This is a genomic window from Bradyrhizobium sp. 2S1, assembly GCF_011516625.5.
GTDB lineage: Bacteria > Pseudomonadota > Alphaproteobacteria > Rhizobiales > Xanthobacteraceae > Bradyrhizobium > Bradyrhizobium septentrionale.
Window position 1 is genome coordinate 4396320 of the sequence record NZ_CP147717.1, and the last position, 24454, is coordinate 4420773.

A 24454-nucleotide genomic window follows, 5' to 3' on the forward strand; every position below is an offset into this window, starting at 1 on the left:
GACGATCTATTCCTGACCGGACAGCAGGCGCCGGAGATGCACGCCGACAATCTCGCGGCGATACCAGGCGCTGGCGAGCGCATTATCGCCGGGCGACGTTCCTTCGACGGCTGCCGCGGCGGCCGCGTTGATTGTGGACGCGTCGAGCGAGCGGCCTTCCAGCGCGCGCTCGGCGGCGCGGGCGCGGATCGGCGTCGGCGCCATCGAACCGAGCGCGACGCGGGCGCCGACGATCCGGCTGCCGTTGACCGGCAGATGCGCGGCGAGCGTGATCACCGCGCCCCCCTTGGGCTTGATGCGCGCGATCTTGCGGTAGCGGAAGGCCTCAGTGCTGCCCGGCTTGGCAAAGGAGATCGCCAGCACCAGCGTGCCGGTCTGCCGGTCGCGCGCCTGCAGGAATTCCTCGATTCCGATCTCGCGGCCGCCGAGGCCACCCTGCACCGACACCACCGCGTCGAGCGCGAGCATCGCGACCGTGAAGTCGCCATACGGCGCCGGCGCAAACAGATTGCCGCCCACCGTGCCCATGTTGCGCACCGCCGGTCCGCCGATCGAGCGGGCAGGGGCGTGCAGGATGGCGAGATCGCGCTCGGCCAGAATGCGCGCGAAGGTGACGCCGGCGCCGAGCACGATCCGCGCGCTCGACGTATCAATCCGGGTCATCGCCTGGTCGCTGGCGCGCACCACGGTCGAGATCGAGATGTCACCTTCGTTCAGCGCCCGCATCACCAGCGTGCCGCCGCCGAGGTAACGCGCGCTGCGATCCGACGACAGCGCGGCCGCCGCCTCGTTGGTGCTGGTGAAGGTCTTCACCGTGACTGGCATGATGTCCCTCTCCGCTTACGCGGCCTCCTTCAGGTGCCGGCGGATGGCTTCGAAGCCGGCCTGGTAGATGTCTTCCGAAACCATCTGCGTGATGCGATCCCGGTCGTCGGTCCGCGTCGTGAAGCGCGATTCCCAGTGCCAGAAGGTGCGGTCGCCATCGGTGACCGGCAGCAGCCGGACATGCGCCACGTAGTTGAACATCGGGATCGGCGTATCGAGCAGGCAGTAGCTGAACGATTGTTCGAGGTCGGACAGCGCCAGCAGCTGTTCGCGCAGCTCGGCGCCGTCCTTCAGCTTGAAGCGCCTGACGCAGCCGATCTTGTCGGAGGGCTGCGCGCGCTCGATGCCGCTGGTCGCGACCGCCGGGTGCCAGCGGTCATGGCCGTTGAAATCGCGCAGCACGGCCCAGACCGTATCGGTCGGTGCATCCAGGATCGTGCTTTTGACGATGTGCGGCACTGCCTATCCTCCGAACGCCCGCTTCAGCGCGTCGAACCCGCCCTGGAACACGCCGCCGCCGATATTGTTGACGAGCTCGGTCTCGCGCTCCGGCGCGCAGTCGAACTCGGCGGTCCATTCCAGGAAGGTCTGGTCGCCATCGGTAACCGGCGTGAGCCGCAGGGTGGCCACGTAGTTCTCGACGCCCATCGGCGATTCCAGGATCGAATAGGTGCAGAACATGTCGTAGTCGGACAGCCCGAGCAGCTTCTCCCTGATGCGATCGCCGTTGCGCAGCCGGAAATCCCTGATACAGCCGATCTTGTCGGCGGGCTCACCGCCCTCGATCCGGCTCTCCGCAATCGCGGGGTGCCAGTTCGGCAAGCCGTTGAAATCGCGTACACGAGCCCAGACCCGGTCGTTGCGGGCATTGACGACAGTGGAGACGTAAACCCGTGCCATGGCGTGAGCTCAGTCCTTCTTGCGCGGCGTGCGCTCAGGGCGCGGTGGTTCGCCGCCGCCCTCGGGCGCCGCCGGCTTGGCCTCGCCGCCGCTCTTGCGTGCAGAGTCCTTGATGCCCTGCATGTCGCGCGCCTCGCGGATCAGGCCGGGCATTTTTGCCAGGCTGCCGCCCTCGACGCCGATATCCGACAGGATCGAGTCGATCAGCGGCGCCTGCACGCGATAGCGCAGCGCCGAATCGATCACCTCGTCGGTGGCGCTGCGGCCACCGCTGCCGCCCTGGCCGTTGCCGTTGAGGCCATCGACCTGGAGGATGCGGATGCCCTCGATCTTCTCCATCGGCTTGACGCTCTCGCGCACGATGCCCTCGATCCGGTCGAGCAGCTTGCGGCGGAACAGCGAGTAGCGTGCCTGATCGGTCAGCACATTTTCAGCCTCGTTGAGCAGGCGCTGCGCCTCGGCCTCGACCGTGGCGCGAACCCGTTCGGCTCCGGCCGCGATCCTGGTTTCCTCGGCCTGTTTCTCGGCGAGCAGAACCTCGACGGTCTTGCGCCGCTTCGCGATTTCGCTCTCACGCGCGGTAACCACGCGCTCGGCCGCTTCGGTGGCGTGCACCCTCGCGTCTTCAGCCGCCGCGCGCGCCGCGGATTCCTCCAGCGACTTCTGATGCAGCGCGATCGCCTTCTCCATCAGCGCGGTCTCGACGTCCTTCTCGCGGTTCACCTCGAGCTTGCGCAGCTCGCGTTCGCGACCGATCCGGGCCTCGTCGAGGCCGCGGTCCGACGCAATGCGGGCGCGTTCGACCTCCTCGCGGGCGGCAATCTCGGCTTCCTGCAGTGATTGATTGCGGGCGACCTCGAGCTGCTCGATGGAGCGGCGCCGTGCGATCCGCGCGGCCTCCAGCGCCTGCTCGCGGGTCACATCGGTGGTCTCGACCTCCTTGCGGGCCGTGATCTCGGCCTGCTTGACCTGCCGGTCGGCATCGATGCGCTCGGAGCGCTTGGCGGCGAGCGCGATCACGCGTTCCTCGTCGGCGAGCTCGATCGCCCGCTTCTGGTCGATATTGAGCACCTCGCGGGTCCTGGAGGAGGTGATCCGCTCGCTCTCCAGCGCCAGCTCGACGTCGATCCGCTGCCGCTCGACCGCGTCACGGCGCTTCAGCTCGGCGGCCTCGATGGCCCCGGTGCGCTCGATCTCGAGCGCGCGGGTCTCGCGTTCGGCGCGGATGCGCTGCGCAGCGACCGACTTCTCCTGCGAAATGCGTGCAGCCTCGATCGATTCGCGCGAGGCGATGTCGGCCCCCTCGATCGCACGGGTCCGCGCGATTTCGAGTGCCCGGACATGTTCTTCCTGCGCGATCCGCGACGCCTCGGTGGCGTCGCGTGCCGTGATCCCGGCGATTTCGATCGCCTGGTTGCGCTCGATCTCGAGCTTGCGCGTGGTGTGATCGGCGGCGATGCGCTCAGCGGCCAGCGTCTTCTCTCTGATGATGCGGGCGGCCTCGACCGATTTTTGCGCCTCGATCTCGGCTTCCTGGATGGTGCGGACCTGCTGGATTTCCAGCGCGCGGGTGCGTTCGTCGGAGGAGATGCGCTCGACATTGACCGTCATGGTTTGGGCGATGCGCGCCTTCTCGGTGGCCTCGCGGGCCGCGATCTCGGCTTCCTCGACGGCGCGGGTCCGCTCGATCTCGCGGCGGCGGGTTTCTTCCTCATTGGCAATGCGGGCATCGGTGACGACGCGGTCCTGCTGGATGCGGGCCTTTTCGATCGACACGCGGGCGGCGATCTCGGCCTCCTCGACCGTGCGCATGCGCTCGATCTCGCGCTGGCGCACCTCACGCTCGGAGGCGATGCGGGTGGTGTCGACGGAGCGCTGGTTGGCGATCCTGGCCTTCTCGATCTCCTCGCGTGCCAGCAATTCCCGTTCTTCCACCGCGCGGGTGCGCTCGATCTCGCGGTGCCGGGTCTCGCGTTCGGAGGCAATGCGGGCTTCGGTGATGGCCTGCTCATTGGCGATGCGCGCCTTTTCGATGGCTTCGCGTGCGGTGATCTGGGCCTGCTCGGCTTCGGTCTCGCGCAGCGCGCGCTCGCGGGCGACCTCGGTGCGCTGCAGGGCGCGGCGCATCTCGATGTCGCGTTCCTGCTCGAGGCGGGCGGTCTCGCTCTCGCGCTCGATGTCCAGCGCCTGCCGCTCGGCCTCGAGGTTGCGGGAGCGGATCTTGATCATCGAGTCCTGCTCGATGTCGTTGCGCAGCTTGCGCTTGGCTTCGATGTCCTCCATCAGGCGGGTCAGGCCTTCGGCGTCGAAGCGGTTCGAGGGGTTGAAATATTCGAGGTCGGTCTGGTCGAGATCGGTGATCGCGACCGACTCCAGTTCGAGGCCGTTCTGCGCCAGCGCCTCGGCGGCATTGGCCTTGACGCGCGCGACATAGTCGCCGCGCTGCTCGTGCATCTGCTCCATCGTCATCTCGGAGGCGACCGAGCGGAGCGCGGAGATGAACTTGCCGGAGAGCAGGGTGTGCAGCTGCTCCGGCTCCATGGTGCGGCGGCCGAGGGTGGCGGCGGCGATCGAGACGGCTTCGCGGGTCGCCTGCACCCGGACGTAGAAGTCGGCCTCGATATCGACGCGCATGCGGTCGCGGGTGATCACGGCGTCCTGCTTGGAGCGCACGATCCCCATCGGCAGCACGTTCATGTTGACCGGCGTGTAGTCGTGGATGAACGGCAGCACGAAGGCGCCGCCATTGATCACCACCCGTTCGCCGAGGAAGCCGGTCCGGACGAAGGAGGTTTCCTTCGACGAGCGGTGGTAGAGCCAGTTCACCACATAGACGATGATGACGATCGCGACGATTGCGACGATGAGCCAGAGGATCAATTCACCGACCAGCATCCCCGACATCTCTTCCTCCCTTGGTCACGGCGCGTTAGCGTGCGCCGATCGCCTTGAATTTGCGAACCTGATCCGTCAGCGCCCGCTCGACCGGCAGGCGCTCCATCGAGGAGGCGCCATAGAAGCCGTGACAGTTGCGGGTCTGCTTCATGATGAAATCGGCATCCGCGGGGTCGGCGATCGGACCGCCATGCGCGAGCACGATGATGTCGGAATTGACGCTGAGCGCGGCTTCCGCCCAGGCCTCGATGCGGGCAGGGCAGTCGGCAAGTTTTGGCGCAGTCTGCGCGCCGATTGTGCCGCCCGTGGTCAGGCCCATATGGCAGACGATGATGTCGGCGCCCGCAATCGCCATCGCGGCGGCCTCCTGCTCGCTGAACACATAGGGCGTGGTCAGCATGTCCTTCTCATGCGCCTTCGAGATCATGTCGATCTCGAGCGCGTAGGACATCCCGGTCTCTTCGAGATTGGCGCGGAAGGTGCCGTCGATCAGGCCGACGGTCGGAAAATTCTGCACGCCGGCAAAGCCGATCGCCTTGAGCTGGTCAAGGAACGCATCCATGTCGCGGAACGGATCGGTGCCGTTGACGCCTGCGAGCACCGGCGTCCTTGTCACGACCGGGAGCACCTCGCCGGCCATCTCGACGACGATGGCGTTGGCATCGCCATAGGGCATCAGTCCGGCGAGCGAGCCGCGGCCCGCCATGCGATAGCGGCCGGAATTGTAGATCACGATCAGGTCGACGCCGCCGGCCTCCTCGCATTTCGCGGACAGTCCGGTGCCGGCGCCGCCGCCGACGATCGGCTCGCCGCGCGCGATCATCGCGTGAAACTTCTCCAACAGCGCCGTGCGTTCAAACCTGGGCATGGGTCACCTCGCCACTCTCCGCCTGCTACCGGCGCGTCCGAGCAGCGGACGGAACGCGCTGACGATGGCGGCGGTGAACTCGGGATCGTTGATGTTGCGCTTGATGCGAATGATCTGCCGGTTGCCGGTCTGGCGCACGGTGCGCTCCAGCGCGCCAAACAGCGCAACGTCCGCATCGGGGTCCCAGAACGGCTGGCCCGGTGCATCGAGCGCGGAGATGCCGCCTTCTGGCAGGAAGAGGCGCACCGGTCCGTCCATCTGGTTGAGGCGCTCGCCGATCCAGCGGCCCATGCGCTCGTTCTCTTCTGGCGTGGTCCGCATCAAGGTGACCTGCGGATTGTGGATGTGGAACTTGCGCTGCCGGTAGCGCTCCGGAATGGTGTCGGGTGCGCCGAAGTTCACCATATCAAGCGCGCCGACCGAACCGACATAGGGCACGCGGCTGCGGATGATTGCGCCGAAGCGATCGTCGGTCGCCGGGAATACGCCGCCCATCATGAGGTCGCAGACCTCGGTCGTGGTGAGATCGATGACCCCGGCGAGCTGGCCGGACTCGACCAGCTTCTCCATCGAGCGGCCGCCGACGCCGGTGGCGTGGAAGACCAGGCACTCGAAATCCTCGCGCAGGTCGGCCGCGATCTTCTGCACCGCCGGCGTGGTCACGCCGAACATGGTGATGCCGATCGCGGGAAGGCTGGCAGCGGTGTCGCGCTGCTTGCTGGTCTGCTGGTCGAGCCGCGCCTTGACCATGCCGACCAGCGCATTGGCGCCGTTGCCGAGTACCGCGCGCGAGATCGAATTGAGGCCCTGCACGTCGGTCACCGAATACATCATGGTGATGTCGGCAGGACCGACATAGGGGCCGACGTCGCCGGAGGCGACCGAGGAGATGATGAGCTTGGGCACCCCGATCGGAAGCGCGCGCATGCCGGGTGCGACCAGCGACGCGCCGCCCGAGCCACCGGCCGAAATGATGCCAGCGATATTGCCCTGGCGGCGCAGCCAGCGCTCGAAGGCCTCGGCCATCGCCGTCACCGAGGCGCCGCGATCGGCGCCGAACACGCCCGCGCCGCCGCGGCCGTGGTTCAGTGCGATCTCCTGCGCGGTGACGTCGCAGCTCGCCGCCTTGCCGCTGGTCGAGACGTCGACCAGCCGGGTGCGCAGGCCGCTGCCGGCAATGATGTCGCGAATGAACCGCAGCTCCGCGCCCTTGGTGTCGAGCGTGCCGACGATCAGCACGACCGGTGGCCCCGACGTCCTGGATGTCGCTGGCTCGCGCCGCGTGCGGGTCGTCTCCTCGAGCCTCGTGACGGCGGCGGACTGCGTCCGTGCGGCGGCCTCGATGCGGGCGATCGGCACCGGTTGCGACCAGCGCGTCGGCAGCACGGGATTGGAGACGTAGATACGAGCCGGCCCCTTGCGTTCCGGCAGCGGTGCGCCGGCCGCTTCGGCCTTTGCTGGCGCGGCCTCGGCCTCAGTCACATCCGCGCCGTGGGTGCCGACGCCGAGCAGCCGCTGCTGCAGCTCGCGGTCGGTGGCGAGGCGCGCGGAGTCGATGATGCGGTTGATCCGGCCGTTGACCATGATGGCGACGTTGCGCGACACCGTCGTCGCGACGCCGATGTTCTGCTCGATGACCAGAACGGAGATGTCGCCTTCGTCGCCGAGCCGCAGCAGCATCTCCTCGACCTGCGCGACAATCACGGGCGCAAGGCCCTCGGTCGGCTCGTCCATGATCAGCAGTTGCGGGTTGGTCAGCAGCGCGCGCGCGATCGCCAGCATCTGCTGCTCGCCGCCGGAGAGCTGGTTGCCGCCGTTGTTCTTGCGCTCGGCGAGGCGCGGAAAGGTGTCGTAGATGCGCTCGACGGTCCAGGCACCGCGGCGCAGGCCGCCGGCGAGCGCGAGATGTTCGTCGACGGTCAGCGATCGCCACAGGCGGCGGCCTTGCGGCACATAGCCGACGCCGAGCCGGGCGATCCGCGCCGGGTTGAGCCGCGTGACTTCCTCGCCGCGAATCCGGATCGAGCCGGCGCTGGCGCGCACCAGGCCCATGATCGCCTTGCACAGCGTGGTCTTGCCCATGCCGTTGCGGCCGACCACCGAGAACACGCCGGTATCGAGCGTCAGATCGACGCCCTGCAGCGCATGCGAATGGCCGTAATAGACGTCGAGGCCCTTGACCTCGAGGGCAGGAGCGGCGCGGCGGTCACTCATGGCCGCCTCCGAGATAAAGCTGCTGCACCTCGGGATCGGATTCGATCTCGCGCGGCAGACCTTCCTTGAAGATGCGGCCGTTGTGCATCATCGTGACGCTCTCGACGACGCGCAGCGCGACATCCATGTCGTGCTCGATGATGATGTAGCCGATATGGGCCGGCAGCGAGGTCAGGATCTCGATCAGCTCGCGCCGCTCGGTCGGCGACAGTCCCGCAGCCGGCTCGTCGAACAGGATGAAGCGCGGCGCGCCGGCCAGCGCCAGCGCAATCTCGAGCTGGCGCTGCTGGCCATGCGCGAGTTCGGCGACGCGCTGGTCCTTGACGCCGGTGAGATGCACCGCCTGCACCAGTGTTTCGGTCGCGTGCATCAGCGCATCGTTCTGCCCCGGGCGCAGCAACGAGAAGCGGCCGCGCGAGACGCCGCGGCAGGCGAGGTAGACGTTGTCCTGCACCGTGAGGCCGGGGAACAGTGCCGATATCTGGTAGGTACGGCGCAAGCCGCGGCGGATGCGCTCATAGGGCGGGAACTGGGTGATGTCCTCGCCGAAGAAGCGGATCGTGCCGGAGGAGGGCGGGAAATCGCCGGTGATGCAGTTGAACAGCGTCGTCTTGCCGGCGCCGTTCGAGCCGAGCACTGCGCGGCGTTCGCCGGGCCGCACGGTGATGGTGACGTCGGTCAGCGCCGCCAGCGCGCCGAACAGCCGCGTCACGCCGCGCAGCTCCAGCGCTGCACCGGCGCCGACCACGGACAGCCGCTGCGCGACGCTATCCATGGCGGCCTCCGCCTGGACGTTGCGTCGAGGAGGTGGTGCGGCGCCGCCAGCGTTCCCAGAGACCGATCACGCCGTCGGACGACCAGAACACGATGGCGAGGAAGCCGAGCCCGATCAGCAGCCGGAAGCGATTGCCGTCGAGCCCGAACTTGATCAGCACGTCGAGCGCGAAGGTGCGCAGCAGCACGAAGATCAGCGCACCGATGAACGGGCCGATCGGCCGCGTGATGCCGCCGACTATGGCGATGATCAAGACGTCGATGCAGGCGCCGACGCTGACTGAGCCGGGCGAGATTTGCCGGTAGTTCCAGACCTGCAGCACGCCGCCGAGCGCCGCGATGAAGGCGGCGAAGGCGTAGGCCGCGATGCGGTGGGCATTGGGATTGAAGCCGAGTGCGGCCATGCGGCGGGAATTGTCGCGCACGCCCTGCAGCGCGAGGCCGAACGGCGCGCGCGAGACATACTGGACGGCGAAGTAGCAGATCGCGGCGACGCCGAGCGTCACATAGTAGAACGCGATGTCGGCGCGCCAGTCGACGCCCCAGAAATGCGGCGTCGCGACGGTGTTGATGCCGGTGTGGCCGTTGAAGATCGCCCAGTTCTGGTTGGTGAAGTAGTAGAAGGCAGCACCGATCGCCAGCGTGATCATGATGGTGTAGATGCCCTCGGTGCGCACCGCGAGCGCGCCGCCGAGCGTGCCGAACAGCGTCGCCAGCGCCAGCGCCATCGGCGTTGCCAGCCACCACGGCCAGCCCAGGCTGATATTGGCGTTGCCGCTTATGCCGAACACCGCGACCATGTAGCCGGCGAAGCCCGCGATCGTCAGCTGCATCAGGCTGACCATGCCGCCATAGCCGGCCAGGAACATCAGGCTGAGCGCGATGATGCCGAGGATCAGCGTGGTGGCGAAGATCTCGATCAGGAAGAAGCCGTTGGCGATCAACGGCATGATCACGAGGATCAGCGCGACCAGCCACGCTGCCGGGTTCTGCAATTCGGGCCAGGCGCGGATCAAGGCGCGTCGCGTCGCGTTGGCGGACGGGTCGGGGCGGAACTGGGTGCTCTGGAGCAACGACATTTCATCGCCTCGCGAGCAGGCCCTGCGGCCGCAGCGCCAGCACCACGACCATGATCAGGAAGGTGACGACGATGGCGTAGGTCGGGATGTAGACCGAGCCGAGCTGCTCGGCGAGCCCGATGATGACGGCGCCGAGCGCGGCCCCCGGGATCGAGCCCATGCCGCCGACGATCACGACGACGAGGGAAGCGAGCAGGAAGCGGGTATCCTCGCCCGGCGACAGCGACTGGAAGGTGCCGCCGACCACGCCGGCGATGCCGGCAAGGCCTGCGCCGAGCGCGAACACCAGCACGAACACGAGCTGGATCCGCACTCCGGTCGCGGCCAGGATATCGCGGTCGTCGACGCCGGCACGAACGATCATGCCGATCCGCGTACGATTCAGCGCCAGCCACATCGCGATCCCGATCACGACGGACGCTGCGAAGATCACCAGCCGCACCAGCGGGTATTGCAGATAGACCGGCTCGCCCGACGATTTGATCGCGGTGAGCAGCGGCAGCTGCACCGGGCCGATCAGCCAGGCCGGGGTCTGGACCTGGTAGAAGTCGCCGCCGAACACCCAGAGCATCAAATCGGCGAACACGATCGACAGCCCGATCGTCACCATGGTCTGCCTGAGGTCCTGCCCCTCCATGCGGCGGAACACGGCGAGCTGCAGGATCACCCCGACCAGCGCCACCGCGATGAAGGCCACGATGAAGCTGAGGATCCACGATCCCGTCCATGTGCTGACGGCGTAGCCGATGTAGCCGCCGAACAGATAGAGCGAGCCGTGCGCGAGGTTGACGTTGCGCATCAGGCCGAAGATCAGCGTGAAGCCGCTCGCCACCAGGAAATACAGCCCGCCGAGCGTGATGCCGTTCAGCACGGCATTGAGGAACACGCGCTTGCGGCCGATCGCGGCCTCCAGTCCCGGCGGCCAGATCGCGAACACCAGCCACGCAAGCACCGCGACCGCGATGATTACGATCAGCGCCCAGGCCGGATGGCGTTCGATGAACCTGGCCATCTCCGTCGCGTTCCCTCAGCTGGCCGCGACCGTCTGCCGGGCCGCGTGTCCTGACATCCTATCGAGGGCGAAAGCTAGGGATTTGATCCAGAGTATCTTTTATCGTTTTCCTTTCCGGAACTCGTTCACGGCCGCAACACCTTGGCGGCGCGGCGATAGTCGGTCGGGGCCATGCCGACATTGGCGGCGAAGAAGCGGGTGAAGCCGCTCTGCGAGGAGAAGCCGAGATCGAAGCCGATATCGGCGATCGGCGTCTCGGTCGCGACCAGCGCGTCCAGCGCCTGCTCCATGATCAGCGTGTTCATGTAGAGGTGAGGGGTGACGCCGGTTTGCGTCCGGAACAGCCGGTAGAAATGCGGCCGCGACAGGCCGGCCTCGCGCGCGATCGCATCGAGCTCGATCTCGGCGCCGGGGCTTTCCGACATCAGCTTGATCGATTTGCGGACCCGGAAATCGGTCACCGCGGCCGCCGCGGGGGCGTCCTGCGCCGCCTGCCAGCTCTCCTCGTAGCAGGAATCGATCAATTGCCGGAGTTCGCAATCGAGGGTGCGCAGCGACGGCGCGCCGCACACCAGTGCTGCGGTGCGGCGGATCAGCCGGTCGAGCGTCTCGGTGCGGGGAAAGAAGGTGCGGCCGAACCGCAGGCCCTGCGCATTCGCCGTCGGCGCGAACCATTCGGCGTTGACATAGAGCACGAAGAAGATCGCGCCATGGTCCATGTCGGTCGGCAGAAAATTGTGCGGTTCCCACGGGTTGACCGCGACGACGGTGTCGTCCTTGAGCAGCAGGCGCTGCTCCGAGACATCGATCTGCGCCGGCGTTCCGCCGACATGAAAGATCAGATGCCCTTCGCGGTGCGCATGCACGTTGAAGGGACGGTTCAACTGATAGACCGTCGCGCGACCGAACCGGCCGTGGAAGACGGCAAGCGCCCTGCTCATGCCTCCCCTCCCGCGGGATGTTCTTGTCTTTTCGACAAGCGTTCATCATCCGCCCGCGGAAAGCAAGGGCGAGCAGGGCTGTTGGTGCAACCGCGCGCCATGCCGCGGCCGCTCTGCCTGCACTGCAACAAATACGTCAGTACTTCTTGCACTCCGGGATTGTGCGGCCGGGCAGGCCGATCTTGGCGAACACCGCCGGATCGTAGCCCAGCGTCTGGTTGACGTTCGGGATCACCTTCACGACCTTGGAGAACAGCGCGCCCTTGCCGTCATCGACCACCTCGGTGACGAAATTGGTGCCGATCGCCTGGCGGTTGGAATCGAGCTTGATCTTGCCGTTCGGCGCATCGATCTCGATCTTGGCCAGCGCCTCCTTGAGCTTGGCCTGGTTGTTGGAGAGATCGCCGTTGACCTGGCGCAGCGCCAGGATCAGCGCCATGGTCGAGCCGTAATAGTTGGTGGCGAGCAACGACGGGCTCGGGAAGCGTTTGGCCGGCGGGAAGGCGTCCTGGTAGGCCTTGACGAATTTCTGCCAGCTCGGATCCTCCCAGGTATCGGCTTGGCCGCTCGCGGCGATGGTGCCGACCAGCGCGTTCTTGGCGCTGCCCTTCGACGACAGGATGGTCTGGTCGATCATGATCGAGCCGCCCATCAGATGCGCCTTGCCGCCGGCCTGCTGATATTGGTTGAGGAAGTTGACCGCGTCGGCGCCACCGAGGCCGAGATAGATCGCGTCGACATCGTCGGGCAGCGCTGCGATGACCGAGGCAAAGTCCTTGGTGCCGAGCGGCACCCATTGCCGGTTGGTGACCTGGCCGCCGGCGCCGCAGAATTCAAGCACCAGGCCGAACACCTGGGTGTAGATGAAGGAGTAGTCCTCGCCGACGGTCGCGATCTTGCGATAGCCCTTGGTCTCATAGGCGTATTTGCCGAGACCGACCTGCCACTGCGCGCCGTCCATGTTGAAGCGGAAGAAGTTCGGCGCCGGGTCGACATAGGTCGTCTCCTGCGCGCCGGAGGCGGCGTTGACGAAGGTCAGCTCCGGATGGGTCTTTGCAAAGTTCTTCACCGCAATGCCCTCGTCGCCCGACAGCGGCGACAGCAGGATCTGCACCTTGTCCTGCTCGATCAGCTTGCGCACCGCGCGCACCGCGGAGTCCGGCGTCGCGTCGGTCGAGGCGACGATGAATTCAAGCTCCTTGTCGCCGATTTTCTTGCCGAGCACGTTGAGCGCGGTCTGGTGGCCGCGCATGCCATCCTCGCCGAGCACGGTGTAGGTGCCCTCGAGCGTCGCGGTGACGCCGACCTTGATCTTCTCCTGAGCGAACGCCGTGCCCGAAAGCAACAGGCTGCTCAACGCAATCAGTCCCAAACTGCCTTTCAACATCGCTCTCCTCCCTCTGTGTTGTCGCCGGCGTCCACGTGGCGCGAGGGCGTCCGGTTGTTGGGGGCAAAGCTAGCCGAAGGCGGGCACAGCGCGGATGTCGTCGCCGCGCAATCGCTTAACGGGCAGTCTCATTTTGATTGTTGCGCCGCAACGAGGTTCGCGGCGCAATGTCGCGGTTGTTTGGTGTCATCACCCGCGCATGCGGGTGATCCAGTATTCCAGAGACGCCGGCGTGTGAGCCGAGAAGCCGCGGCGTACTGGATCGCCCGGTCAAGCCGGGCGATGACAGGTGAGGGTGGGGATCCGGCCGATCTTTCACCACGACGCCGACCGTCGATCGCAACGGGTGTCAGGGAGACCGTGCTGCACCGTCGATGCGCTTCGGCATTTGACCGGCGACAAGGCCGTTCGGATCCGGACGTGCGTCGTCGGTCTGCGCGATCGGTGCTGAAGCGGGCGCGAGATGATGCCGCGCCGTATTGATCATCTGTTCTCCGACCACCATGCCCAACAGGCCAACCAGCGCGATCAGCGGCGGGGCTGGAGAGCGAATCTGGACGAGGCCGTAAGCGACCCCGGCGGCAACGCCCATCAGCAGGGACAGCACATAGCCGATCATCGTCGCCCTCCTATTGCTGCGGCTTGATCACGATGCGACCGGCCGCACCGGCTGCGACCTTGCGATAGCCCTGCGCAGCGTCAGCTAGCCCGCAGGTTTCCGCGATCGGGGCCGCGCGATAATCGCCGGCGATGAAACCGGGCGTGAGCGCGTCGAGCACGTCGGCTGAGGCCACAAGATCGCGCTTCAAGGTATCGACGCCGAACAGCCGGCTTTCATTGTGGTAGAAATCGGCGAGATCGAAGCTCACCTCGCGCTGGCCGGTCGCGGAAATTTCCACCAGCCGTCCGCGCAGCGCGAGGCTGTTGACAGCGCTGCGGAACATCACGCCGCCGACGAGGTCGAACACGACATCGGCGCCGTTGCCGCCGGTGACCGCGCGGATTTCCGCCGGCACGTCCTCCGCTCCGATGATCAGATGCTCCGCAATCGCATGAATCGGCGCGTCGGCATGCGGCGCGTGGCGGTCGACGCCGATCACCCGCGCGCCGATGCGCCGGGCGATCTGGGCCGCGGCGCCGCCGACCCCGCCGCCGGCGCCGATCAGGACCATGGTCTCGCCAGCCTTGAGACCGGCGGCCTCGATGCCGCACCAGGCGGCGACATAGTTGACGCCGACCGATGCCGCCTGCTCGAAGCTGAGATTGTCCGGCTTCCGTCGCAGGCTCGCGACCGGCACCGCGAGCAGTTCGGCATGGGTGCCGTCGCGGGTGAAGCCGGTATCGCCGCCGGTGCCCCAGACCGCGGCGCCGCGCCATTCGGCCGGTCCCGCCTCGACGATGCCGGCGTAATCCCGGCCGGGGATGCGCGGCAGCGTGGTCTGGCTCATCGCGCCAGCCACGTTCTTGACGTCGCTGAGGTTGATGGAGGCGGCGACGACGCGCACCAGCGCGGTCGCCGCGTCCACGGTCGGCGCCGGGACCTCGGTCAGTTTCAGTACCGAGGGGTCTCCGAAGGTCTCGAACCGGATTGCGCGCATGAATCTTGCTCCTCATCTTTCCTGAGCAGGAAAATGGACCGGCCTGAGAGGACCGGAAAGATGCCGGCAAGGATGCTATGCTTCCATTAAATGGAAACATGGGGGCTGAAATGCCGGACAGCATCGGGGACATCGAGCTCTTCTGCGGCGTCGTTGAAGCCGGCGGAATCTCCGCCGGTGCCGCGGCGCTGCGCTCGTCGCCGCCCGCCACCAGCCGGCGGTTTGCCGCCCTCGAGGCCCGGCTCGGCGTCAAGCTTGCGGAACGCAATGCGCGGCGGTTTCGACTGACGGAAGAGGGGGCGCTGTTCTACGAACATTGCCGAAAGCTGAATGGAGCTCGGCCGGCGGCGGATCGCGCCGTTGCTGGCGGAATTCGCCGACCAGCATCCGGGACTGGACGTCCATCTGGTGCTGTCCGATGCCGGCCTCGAGGTCGGACAGGATGGCATCGACGTTGCCCTTCGCGTTGACCGGCCCGACGATCCGGCGGTCATGACGCGCAAGATCGCGACCACGCCGCGCGTGCTCTGCGCTGCGCCATTCTATTTCGCCAAACGCGGGATGCCCGAGCGGCCAGCCGATCTGATCGATCACGAATGCCTGCGTCTGGCGCGCCGGCATCATCTGCACGATCGCTGGCGGTTCCGGACGGAGCACGGCGTCGAGGAGATCGTTGTGAAGGGTCACCTGTCCAGCAGCAGCGGCGACGTGCTTCACGGCTGGGCCCTTGAAGGTCGGGGCCTCTCGTCGGAAGCGCTATGGGACGTGTCCGAGGACCTGCAGGCCGGGCGCCTGGTGGCCTGTCTTGCCGATCATGCGTGCGATGAAATCGAACTGTTCGCCACGTTTCAGCCGGGCCATCCCGTGCCGCCACGCGTCCGCCTGTTCGTTGATTTCATCGCAGCGTCGCGCTTGAACCAGTCGTCGTAGCGAACTCTCGGATCAGCTATCTCACAGCCGCGCGCGGATGGCGGCGGTTCGGTCTGATGCGTGTTGCGCTTGCCGTTCAGAGATCGATGACGAGATCACCAACCGGCCGTGAGCAGCAAATCAGAAGATTGCCGTCCGCGGGCCGGTCGAGCGGCTTTGGCTCATAGGCGACCGTGCCTGAAACCAGGCCGCTTTCGCAGTTGTGACAAACGCCACTCCGGCACGCCCAGCGCACCGGGACATCGCATGCCTCGGCGAGCTCGAGGATGTTTTGGTAGGCTGACGCTTTCCAGTGTGCGGCAACGCCGCTTCTGGCGAAGGAGATCAATGGACCGGTGTCCGCATCCTCGCTCGGCGGATGTGGAGCTCGGGCCGCGGCGCCGACGACACCCGGCGTCATCGATTCGCTGCCGTTGAAGATTTCGAGATGAATTCGCTGCGGCGCCACGCTGAAGGCCGTCAGCGCGTCTTTCATGTCTGCCATGAAGCGCGTGGGCCCGCAGAGGTAGACGTCCGCCTCCCCGGGAATGCCGACCTCGCCGAACACCTGTCGCGACAGATGACCGCTGCCGTCGAAATCTATGCCCTTCCGATCGCGTGCGGCCGGCCTGCTGTAACAAACATAGCTGCGACCGTGGGTGAGAGCGGGCATCAGGCGGCGGACTTCGGCTGCGAACGGATGATGTTGCCCGTCGCGGGCCGTGTGCAGCCACAACACCTGCCGTGTCGAGCCGGTCTTCGCCAGGGCGTGCAGCATCGCCAGCACGGGCGTTGCGCCAATTCCCGCGCTGAGCAGCACGACGGGCCGCTCCCCGGACTGCAGCACGAAGCTTCCGCGCGGCGAGCTGACGTCGAGACGGTCGCCGGACCGGACCTGCTCCCGCAGGTAGGTTCCGGCAGCACCGTTCGGCTCGAGCTTCACGCTGATCCGGTAGCGCTCCGTCGAAGCGGGGCCCGAGAGCGAGTAGCTGCGAAACAGCTGCGGCCCGTTGCCGGCGGGTCGAAGGCGCAGCACGACATACTGACCGGGCAGGGCCGAAGGCAGCGGCTGTCCGTCCGGATCCTGCATCGACAGCGAGAGGACGTCCGCGGCCTCGTGATCGATCGCGGCGACCACGAGCGGACGAAATCCCGGCGCAGCGGGATACGCAGCCGCTTCCGGCGCGAGCCCCGCGTTGCCGGTGCCCGCGCCACTCGCCTGGTTCTGCAGCAAAGCCTGGAACGACGCCCGCCATCCCGGCGAGAGTTGCTCGATGCGCAAGGCGCGCTCCAGCCGATCACGCGGATGGTTCGGCGAATAGAGCAGCGCGTTGATCTCCGCAACGGTCGTTCGCTCCTTCGCCTCGCCCACCTTCAGGATGTCGTCGCCGGCGCCGACATCGCCTTCCCTGAGGACGCGGAAGTAGAAGCCCGGCCGCCCGCTTGAGGTCAGCAATGCCGGCATCAGCGGCTCGTTGACGCGAATGCCGACGCGGTAGCACGTCACGCGAGGCTGGGTGACCTCGAACAGCGCGCTGCCGATCTGGTAACGGTCGCCGATGCACACGGCATCGTCGGGCAACCCCTCGATCGTGAAGTTCTCGCCGAACTGGCCGTGGACGAAGTCGTTTCGCTTCAGCTCTTCCTGCCAGTGGCGATACGATTCGATCTGGTAGACGAACACGGCGCGATGCTCGCCGCCGTGGCCTGCGAGGTCGCCCTGGCCGTCTCCGGCCAGATTCAGCCGGCCGACCCGGCAGCGGCCAGGCATCGGGCTTTTCCAGACCCCGGTGTGAACGGTCCGGCCCTTCCACTCAATGTCGCGCGGAAGCCCGACGTTCACGGATAGCAGTCGCGCCATGTTCTGCTCCGCCTTGAATGAGAATCGGAGGCCGTTCTCGCGGCCTAAAATGGCAGCAAGCCGCCGGAGGATTACTCGCGGACGATCTCGGCGACGTCGAGGTTGCGATCCGGGCCGTGCGGCACGACGGTCTGGCCGGGCTCGAGATGCAGCTCGACGCCGTCGAGATGGACGGTGACGATATCGGGTTCGAACGACACCAGGCCGGAGATGCGGCGCACCTCGGGATAGGCGTCGGGATAGGACCACGCCGCCTGGCGTGCCTCACCGATCGCGTAGTAGCTGCATAATCCCTTGTAGGGGCAGAAGGTCTGGAGCTTGACCGGAACGAGGGTGGACTCGTCGATATCGGCGCGCGGAACGTACCAGCGTGGCGCGAAGCCGGACTCGTAGATCACCAGCGGCTGCCTGGTGTCGGCAATGACGCGCTCGCCGTGGCGGACCACGAGATGACGGGAGGCCTGGCGGATGTCGATGCGATGGTAGGGGTCGGCGGCGTGGCCGACGATCCGCTCGTCCTCCTCATAGAAGGCATCCATCACCCGCCAGGCGAACGCGACCCGGCCCTGCAGCTCGCTTGCGTGGGCCGGCAGGCCGGTGTGCTGCCACGCGCCCCGCGCTGCGATGTGCTGCTCGTCGGCGCGGACGCTATACCAGGACGTGGATTCGAGATCGACGTGCTCGGTGACGTGCTCGGTGGGTTCCAGGACACCCGGAGCAACATCGGCCTCCGGAAAGTAGGCGACGGGATAGCGAGCCGGTTCGAACAACAGGAGGACCTGCTCGCTGTCGGCGATCCAGCGCTCGGCGAAGCGCACGCGCATGCGCCGGCGCAGCCGCTCGACGAACAATAACCGCTTGGGCAGCGGTTCGGGCACGAGGAACCGGCCGAGTGCGCCCGCCGAGAGCGGACCTTGTTGCCAGGACAATCCCATTGCCGCCTCCCGCAAAGATTTGACGATCGAGGCTGGTACGATATCCGCGGAGCATTTGTTACGCCGAACGCGAATTCGACAGCAATAACGCGGATCCGACAGCAAGTTTTCACAACAACGATGGCAACTTTCGGGCCTGTCTGGCGCTTGCCCGCCGCACCACCCGGGTCAGCGCAATGCAGGGCCGGCGCGGAGGCTCATGCCCGCGGTGGACGGACAAGGCGAGCATCGCGGAGATCGCAGCGCAAGCGCGGCGCTACTCGTTCACCGCCATCGGCGATACGACAAATCCAGGCACTGCCGGACCCAGAAGCCATTCACATGGATGAGCTGGCACGGGCTCGGAGGTGGCTCCTTGATGATCGGGTAGCCGTGGATGTCGATGTTCGTCGGGGCGGTGACGCCGCGCCAAAACACCGCGTTGGCGGTTCGGGGACTGAAGGCGGCGGCGAATGCCGCGACTGCAAGGCAGCTCAAAAGAAGTTTGCGTGCGCACACCATGCTTTCCGCTCCTTCCCCAAAATCGACCGGAGAAGCTTCCCGCAGCCGGCAGCGGAGTGCAAGCGGGGTTTTTACGGAGTGAGTGCCTGTTCCTCGTCGTCAAAGACGACGGACAGCTCCTCGCGCAGTGCCTCTTGCATACATCAGCCAGGCATGTGGTGGCCGGCCGCCTGTCCGCCGTCGACGTGGAGCACTTCGCCGGTCACAAAGCCTGCGCCGTCGAGATAGAGCACTGCGTCGACGATATCGGAGATCTCTCCCATCCGGCCGACCGGGTGAAGCGCCGCCAGCGCCTGATGCGCCTCTGCCGGGTGCATCGGGGTCTTGATGATCCCGGGCGACACCGCGTTGACGCGGATTCCGGTCCTTGCGTATTCGATGGCGAGTGCGCGGGTTGCGGCGTTCAGGGCGCCCTTTGTCAGCGAGGCGAGGGCGGCCGGAACGCTGCTCATCGGCTGGTCGACCAGACTTGTCGTGATGGTGACGACGTGACCGTGTCCCTGTTTGCTCATCAGCTCCAGCGCGCGCCGGGGCATGTTAAAAAAGCCCGTGACGTTGGTGGAGATGTAAGTGGCGTAGTCATCCTGCGTGTAGGCCGCGAACGGTTTGGCCATGAAGATGCCGGCATTGTTGACCAGCGTGTCGACGCGGCCGAAACGCTCGATCGCCGCCTTGAACACGCTCGCAGCCGTATCAGCTGCGCCGACGTCGCCTGGCACCGTGAAAAAATCCGCATCGGCAGCTGGCTTGATCGAGCGCGACGTCGCAACGACCCGGCAGTTGCGATCCCTGAAGGCCTGAACGATGCCGGCGCCGATGCCCTGCGATGCGCCGGTGACAACAGCCACTTTCCGCTCTGTGCTCATGATCGCACTCCTTCAAAACTCGATTCTTGTTTTGACGCGTTTTCCTTGCGTGAACCGGTATCCACCCCGCATCACGTGCGGGGCAGGCTTCGCTCGAAAACGCTCTGGCCTACGCCGCGCCGCTTGCAGCAAGCGGGCTGTAGTCGCGGCTCTTGAACATCGTGTGCAGTTGCCGCCGGCGGATGCCCAGATTGCCGCCGTCGAAGATCGGCAGCGCGAGCGCGTCCTGCAGCAGGCCGCCGAATGGCGCTTCATGGTCATAGCTGTCGATGCCGACCACCCGCATCAGATCGGTGATGACGCGCACGGCGGCTTCGGAGCCGAAGATCTTGGCCTGCACCGCGAGTTCCTCGGCCGCCGGCGACTGGGTGTCTAGGGCATGGCAGGCGCGCCAGCTGAGATAGCGCGCCGCCTCGATCGTGGTCTTGGCATCGGCGAGTGCGTATCCAACCGCCTGATGCTCGATGATGGGGTGAACGCCGCCGCGCTTTTCGGTGCGGGCAAAATCAAGCGCGAACGCGAACGCCGCCCGCATCAGCGCGACGCCGAAGATTCCGACCAGCGCCGCGGTGCCGGTGAACGCCGCCGCCGTCAGCGCCAGACCTGAGCCCTGCTGTCCGAGCAGATTGCGCTGCGGCGCCGTGACATTCTGCAAGCCAAACTGGGGGACGAGGTGCGCGCGATGGCCGATGCTGTCGATCGCGCGTTCGAACACCAGACCGGTCACCGGTCCTTGCACGGCAATGATCGAGATGGCCGCGTCGGGTGCCGCCGCCGGATCGGTTCGGCTCACGACGGTCAGGAGATCGGCGCCCTCGCGATTCCAGCCGGTGGCCGAGGACACCCATTTCTTGCGGCCGTTGATCACCCAATTGTCGCCCTCGCGCCGGGCCGTGGTGCGGACGCCCTCACCGGGCGGCGGCGAGGCGGCGTTGGCGCTGCCGCCCGGTTCGCTGGAGCAGAAGGCCGCGAGCGGCGCGCCGCTGGTCTTCAGGAACGGCGCGAGCAGCCGCTGGCATTGCTCGGCCGTGCCGCCGAGCAGCAGCGGCAGCAGGCCGAGCACGCTGCCGAGCATCGTGAGCGTCACGCTGGGGTTCACGCTGTAGAATTCCTCGGCCAGGATCGCCATGTCGATCATGCCGGCATTGTCGCCGCCTGCCGGCGCCGGAATGCACTTGCGCACGTAGCCGGCCGCCACCATCGCCTCGTAGGTCGGTTTGGTGGCGAGAAAGCGCTGCTCCGGCGTTGCCAGTTTCTCGGCCGCCCTGGCCTCGGCCAGCCCCTCCCTGGCAAATTTGCGGGAGGCGAGTTGCAACTCGCGCTGCTGCGCCGTGAGCGTGAAATCGATCGCCATGCCAATGTCCTCCGTGTCGGGCTATCGCTATCCCGGCATGGTCAGGAAATCTTGGACGGCAGTGCCCGATTTCTTGGCGTGGGGTGAACCGGGTCTTGAACCCGGTCTCGTCGCGCTTTCAATGCGCGGCTGAGCGACGGAACTCGCGCGGGGCGAGGCCATTGTGGCGCTTGAACAGGCGGTTGAAATGCGAGATGTCGCGGAAGCCCGCGGCAAAGGCGATCTCGGCAATGGTCCTGTGGGCAGCGCTGCGATCGAGCAGGGCGCGCGTGCACGCGGCGATCCGCTGCTCGTTGACGTGTTCGCCGACGGAGCGGCCGGTGGTCGCAAACAGGCGATGCACATAGCGCTCGGAGCAGCGGAATTTCGTGGCCAGCGCCGGGGCACCGAGCTCGGGATCGTCGCTGTGACGGGCGATGTGGTCAAGCATCATCGACAGCAGCACCGGCGTATGCACGCGCTCCGGCGACATGTCGGCGAGGATGTCGGGTGCGTGCGCGATCAGCTCGGCGATATGCGCGCCGAGCATCGCCGAGGTTGTCGCGAGCTGACGGCCGCTCAGGCAGAGCTCGGCATAGCTCGCCAGCGTCCGCGAGAGCGCGCGGCCGGTTTCGGTCGCCGACAGGCCGAGCCGCGGGCGATCGAACAGCGCGTCCGGCAACAGACGTCGCGGCACCGCAAAGCAAAAGAGCTTGAAGTTGTGGCGGTGGGCGATCTCGAACGGCTGCGTCGTATCGGCAACCGCGAGATCGCCGGGCGCGCTGATCTGCTCATGGCCGCGCTGCGAGGTGCGTCCAAGCCCTTCGAGCTGGAGGTTGACGAAGCAAAGGTCGTCGGTGCTCGCAACGATGTGCGACGGCAGCCGCAGCACGGTGTGTCCGCTCGCCGTGACCCGCGAGATCTGCAGCGGCGCGGCATCGACCATGCAGATCGTGCCGGCAAAGGACTCCTCGGCAATCCTGCGCGGCTCCAACCGCACGAACGCAGCCGCGAGGTCATCAGCCCAACTGCCGAAGGGCTGATCCGGACGGGCCGGCCTGGTCGACCATTCCATGTGCGCCTCGAATAGACTGTCACTGCGAAGGGCCCAGCGGTCGAAAGATATCGCCGGCCAAACCGGCGGTCAAATAGTGCCAGCCCGCGGGTCCCAGGACATCCGCGGACTGGAGCAATGACGATGCCGTCGGCGTCGTCATCCCCCGGTTGACGTGGGACTTTCGTCAAAACTTCTGGGTGATGCCGGCATAGACGCCGCGCCGCGGTCCGTATTGCGGCGCGAACACGCCGATGCCGGAGCCGTCGCGGATCTGGTAGACGGTATCGAACAGATTGACGACGTCGAGACGCAGCGTGGTCGGCTTGTTCGGTGCGACAAGGTAGAAATCGTGCGAGACGCCGAGATTGACCTGGGTGTAGGGCGGCACCGTGCCGATGTTGGCAAAGCCGTCGCGCAGGCCTGAGCCGTAGATCAGCGAGGCGCTGAACTTGGTGTCGTGCCACTGATACCAGCCGCCCACCGATGCCGTCAGGGTCTGGGCATGATCGGTGTTGACGTAATTGTTGGCGATGTAGGCCAGTTCGTCCGGATCGAACAGATACTGGTTCGAGACGACGTTGGTCGCGACCTGTCTTGCGATGGCGACGTTGCCGTAGAGGTGCAAATTGTCGTGGTCGTATCTCGCCGTCAGCTCGACGCCTTCGTTGGTGCCTTTCGCGTAGTTGAAAGCGGTCAGGACGTAGGCCGCGCCGAACTGGCCGTCGTCGAGCAGATCGGTCGCGATCTTGTAATAGGCGTCCATGCCGACTTCGAGGCCCGGGATCGCATAGACTTTCTGCGTGACGCCGACGTCGAACACGTGCGAGCGCTCTGGCAGCACGGGGTCGTTGGCGGTGACCGCCGGCTGCGCCGTGGTGTTCTGCACCAGTCCCAGATTGGTCGGCGCCGCCAGCACCTGCTCGGGCGGCGTGAAGTTGCGGGCATAGCCGGCATGGAAGGTCGTGCCTTCGAGAGGCTTCCAGGTCAGGCTGATCCGGGGGCTGAGCTGGTTGGCATCGACATATTGCCACATCTGGTCGAAGCGCAGCCCGGCGTTGAGCGTCAGCTGGTTGGTGATCTTCCACTCGTCGCTGATGTAGGTGGAGAACAGGTACCCGGTCTTGGCGCTGGAATCGAACACTGAGAGCGGCGCGTCGATGGGGTTGCCGGTATCGTCCAGCGGCAGCACGGTCGAGCCGTTGTTGACCAGCGACCGCTCGGCGCTGAACGACACACCGAACTTCAGCGTGTGGGCGAAGCCTACTCTGTAGGACGTGTCTTCCTGAATTCCGTTGATGAAGCTCTGACGGTAGACGTCGGACGCGACCCCGTTGAAGACGAGATCGCCGACCGGATCGGGCGTGAAGTGCAACTGGCTGTAGCGGTTGAAATAGGCGATTTGGTAATCGAGGCCGTCGGCCGATTTCTGATAGGCCACGACGTTGAACTGGTTGAACTCCCGCTGCCGCTCGTTGAGCAGCGCGGAATCGAAATTGGAGACGCCGAAGGCGGTGAAGGCCGGCGACTGGCCCGGATTGTTGGGGATCTGATAATTGCCGTTGGAGACGCCGCCGATATAGGTCAGCCGGCTGGTCGGATCGAGCGCTGTGGAGACATAGGCAAAGCCCTTTTCCTGATCGGTCCGGTCGTGGATCGCATTGTAGGCCGGCGTCGGATTCTCGATGCCGACATCGCTGCCGAAATAGCGTCCCGAGACGTAATACTGCGTCTGTCCGATGGTGCCGCCATAGTCGACGCTGGTCGTGAAATTGCCGTGGCTGCCGCCATAGACACTGACGCTGCCGGAATTGTTGAAGGCATCGGTCTTGGTCTGAATGTCGAGCACGCCGGCGGTGCGCAGGCCGTATTGCGCGGGCAGGGCGCCGGTGAACAGCGCCATGCTGCCGACGATGCCGGTGTCGATGATCTGGCCGAAGGCGCCGACGCCGTCCGGCAGCATGATCCCGTTGATGCGGTATTGCAGGTTGGCGTGCTCGTTGCGCACGTGCAGCTCGCCGCTTGCGGCCGAGTCCTGCGAGACCCCGGGCGCCTGCAGCAGCGCCTTGTCCAGGGTGGTGTTGGTGCCCTGCGGCAGCGACTCCAGGAATTGCCGGCTCATCTCGTAGGTATTGGCGCCGGTCGGTGCCAGCAGCGCGGCGCGGGCCTGGTCGAGCCGCGCGTTCTGGCCAGCGATCCCTCGCGCCTGAACCTGCTCGGCGGATTCGGGCGCAGCCGATACCGCACCGGTTCGCCGCGCGCGTCGACCGCCGCCGGCCGCAACGCGTGTCTTCGGCTTGTTCGACGCAGACGGCGCGCTGTGATGCAGCGGCGCCGTCACCGTGATATCCGGAAGTTCTGTGGTCGGCGCGGTCGTCTGCGCGTATGCAGCGCCATTCATCCCGCAGACCAAAAGCGATGCCGCGCCGGCGGCGGCGTGTCGTCTGATATGTCCTGACATGTTCGTTTCCGATCTCACCAGGCCGCGATCCGGATCCTTCC

At 66.3% G+C, this 24454-nt stretch carries 21 protein-coding genes and 1 pseudogene; 2 read left to right on the plus strand and 20 right to left on the minus strand.

The genetic code is table 11. From position 1 onward, the window contains the following. Positions 1-6: 6 nt before the first annotated feature. The 13 genes from HAP54_RS20725 to HAP54_RS20785 form a co-directional block, all read right to left on the minus strand. The gene (locus HAP54_RS20725; RefSeq protein WP_166303344.1) at positions 7-825 is read right to left on the minus strand and encodes an FAD binding domain-containing protein; all 819 of its coding nucleotides are present in this window, start codon (positions 823-825) and stop codon (positions 7-9) included. 15 nt (positions 826-840) lie between these two features. Then, positions 841-1284 (minus strand): SRPBCC family protein, encoded by a 444-nt coding sequence (locus HAP54_RS20730; protein ID WP_166303346.1) that lies wholly within the window; start codon positions 1282-1284, stop codon positions 841-843. A 3-nt stretch (positions 1285-1287) separates the two neighbouring features. Further along, a complete protein-coding gene (locus HAP54_RS20735) occupies positions 1288-1725 on the minus strand; it encodes an SRPBCC family protein (RefSeq protein WP_166303349.1) in 438 nt (145 codons plus the stop codon). A 9-nt stretch (positions 1726-1734) separates the two neighbouring features. Then, on the minus strand, positions 1735-4629 hold the full coding sequence (locus HAP54_RS20740) for a flotillin family protein (RefSeq protein WP_166303352.1): 2895 nt from the start codon (positions 4627-4629) through the stop codon (positions 1735-1737). Between the two features lie 25 nt (positions 4630-4654). Beyond that, positions 4655-5488 (minus strand): phosphoenolpyruvate hydrolase family protein, encoded by an 834-nt coding sequence (locus HAP54_RS20745; RefSeq protein WP_166303355.1) that lies wholly within the window; start codon positions 5486-5488, stop codon positions 4655-4657. A 3-nt stretch (positions 5489-5491) separates the two neighbouring features. Then, entirely contained in the window at positions 5492-7702 is a 2211-nt protein-coding gene (locus tag HAP54_RS20750; RefSeq protein ID WP_166303358.1) for an ABC transporter permease, read from the minus strand. Beyond that, positions 7695-8477, minus strand: coding sequence for an ABC transporter ATP-binding protein (locus HAP54_RS20755; protein WP_166303361.1), 783 nt, complete (start codon positions 8475-8477; stop codon positions 7695-7697). The genes HAP54_RS20750 and HAP54_RS20755 overlap by 8 nt, the downstream gene beginning before the upstream one ends. Continuing rightward, complete coding sequence (locus HAP54_RS20760; protein WP_166303364.1) at positions 8470-9555, minus strand: branched-chain amino acid ABC transporter permease; 1086 nt, start codon at positions 9553-9555, stop codon at positions 8470-8472. Before HAP54_RS20760 ends, HAP54_RS20755 begins: the two co-directional genes overlap by 8 nt. A 1-nt stretch (position 9556) precedes the next feature. After that, on the minus strand, positions 9557-10567 hold the full coding sequence (locus HAP54_RS20765; protein WP_166303366.1) for a branched-chain amino acid ABC transporter permease: 1011 nt from the start codon (positions 10565-10567) through the stop codon (positions 9557-9559). Between the two features lie 125 nt (positions 10568-10692). Next, complete coding sequence (locus HAP54_RS20770; protein ID WP_029082762.1) at positions 10693-11508, minus strand: helix-turn-helix transcriptional regulator; 816 nt, start codon at positions 11506-11508, stop codon at positions 10693-10695. A gap of 136 nt (positions 11509-11644) precedes the next feature. After that, the gene (locus HAP54_RS20775) at positions 11645-12895 is read right to left on the minus strand and encodes an ABC transporter substrate-binding protein (protein WP_166303369.1); all 1251 of its coding nucleotides are present in this window, start codon (positions 12893-12895) and stop codon (positions 11645-11647) included. Positions 12896-13244: 349 nt separating this feature from the next. Further along, a complete protein-coding gene (locus HAP54_RS20780) occupies positions 13245-13514 on the minus strand; it encodes a DUF1427 family protein (protein ID WP_166303372.1) in 270 nt (89 codons plus the stop codon). A gap of 10 nt (positions 13515-13524) precedes the next feature. After that, positions 13525-14493, minus strand: coding sequence for a quinone oxidoreductase family protein (locus tag HAP54_RS20785; RefSeq protein WP_166303375.1), 969 nt, complete (start codon positions 14491-14493; stop codon positions 13525-13527). A gap of 110 nt (positions 14494-14603) precedes the next feature. On the opposite strand from HAP54_RS20785, the pseudogene HAP54_RS52540 reads away from it, so the two are divergent. Both HAP54_RS52540 and HAP54_RS20795 read left to right on the plus strand, forming a co-directional pair. Continuing rightward, positions 14604-14732 (plus strand): annotated as a pseudogene (locus HAP54_RS52540) (LysR family transcriptional regulator); the annotation flags it as partial. 91 nt (positions 14733-14823) lie between these two features. Continuing rightward, positions 14824-15423: a substrate binding domain-containing protein gene (locus tag HAP54_RS20795; RefSeq protein ID WP_224741851.1), complete on the plus strand. Its 600-nt coding sequence runs from the start codon at positions 14824-14826 to the stop codon at positions 15421-15423. 76 nt (positions 15424-15499) lie between these two features. Here the strand turns inward: HAP54_RS20795 and HAP54_RS20800 are convergent, their stop codons facing one another. From HAP54_RS20800 to HAP54_RS20830, 7 genes are all read right to left on the minus strand, one after another. Next, a complete protein-coding gene (locus tag HAP54_RS20800) occupies positions 15500-17263 on the minus strand; it encodes an MOSC and FAD-binding oxidoreductase domain-containing protein (protein ID WP_166303378.1) in 1764 nt (587 codons plus the stop codon). 71 nt (positions 17264-17334) lie between these two features. Continuing rightward, the gene (locus HAP54_RS20805; RefSeq protein WP_166303381.1) at positions 17335-18198 is read right to left on the minus strand and encodes a DUF427 domain-containing protein; all 864 of its coding nucleotides are present in this window, start codon (positions 18196-18198) and stop codon (positions 17335-17337) included. A 264-nt stretch (positions 18199-18462) separates the two neighbouring features. Further along, positions 18463-18699, minus strand: coding sequence for a hypothetical protein (locus HAP54_RS20810; protein ID WP_166303384.1), 237 nt, complete (start codon positions 18697-18699; stop codon positions 18463-18465). A 143-nt stretch (positions 18700-18842) separates the two neighbouring features. Continuing rightward, positions 18843-19565 carry an SDR family NAD(P)-dependent oxidoreductase gene (locus tag HAP54_RS20815; RefSeq protein WP_166303387.1) on the minus strand — a complete coding sequence of 241 codons (723 nt, stop codon included), beginning with the start codon at positions 19563-19565 and terminating at the stop codon, positions 18843-18845. A 109-nt stretch (positions 19566-19674) separates the two neighbouring features. Beyond that, positions 19675-20919: an acyl-CoA dehydrogenase family protein gene (locus HAP54_RS20820; RefSeq protein WP_166303390.1), complete on the minus strand. Its 1245-nt coding sequence runs from the start codon at positions 20917-20919 to the stop codon at positions 19675-19677. A gap of 118 nt (positions 20920-21037) precedes the next feature. Beyond that, positions 21038-21973 (minus strand): helix-turn-helix domain-containing protein, encoded by a 936-nt coding sequence (locus HAP54_RS20825; protein ID WP_166303393.1) that lies wholly within the window; start codon positions 21971-21973, stop codon positions 21038-21040. Positions 21974-22139: 166 nt separating this feature from the next. Then, positions 22140-24353 carry a TonB-dependent receptor gene (locus HAP54_RS20830; RefSeq protein ID WP_248114471.1) on the minus strand — a complete coding sequence of 738 codons (2214 nt, stop codon included), beginning with the start codon at positions 24351-24353 and terminating at the stop codon, positions 22140-22142. Positions 24354-24454: the final 101 nt, after the last annotated feature.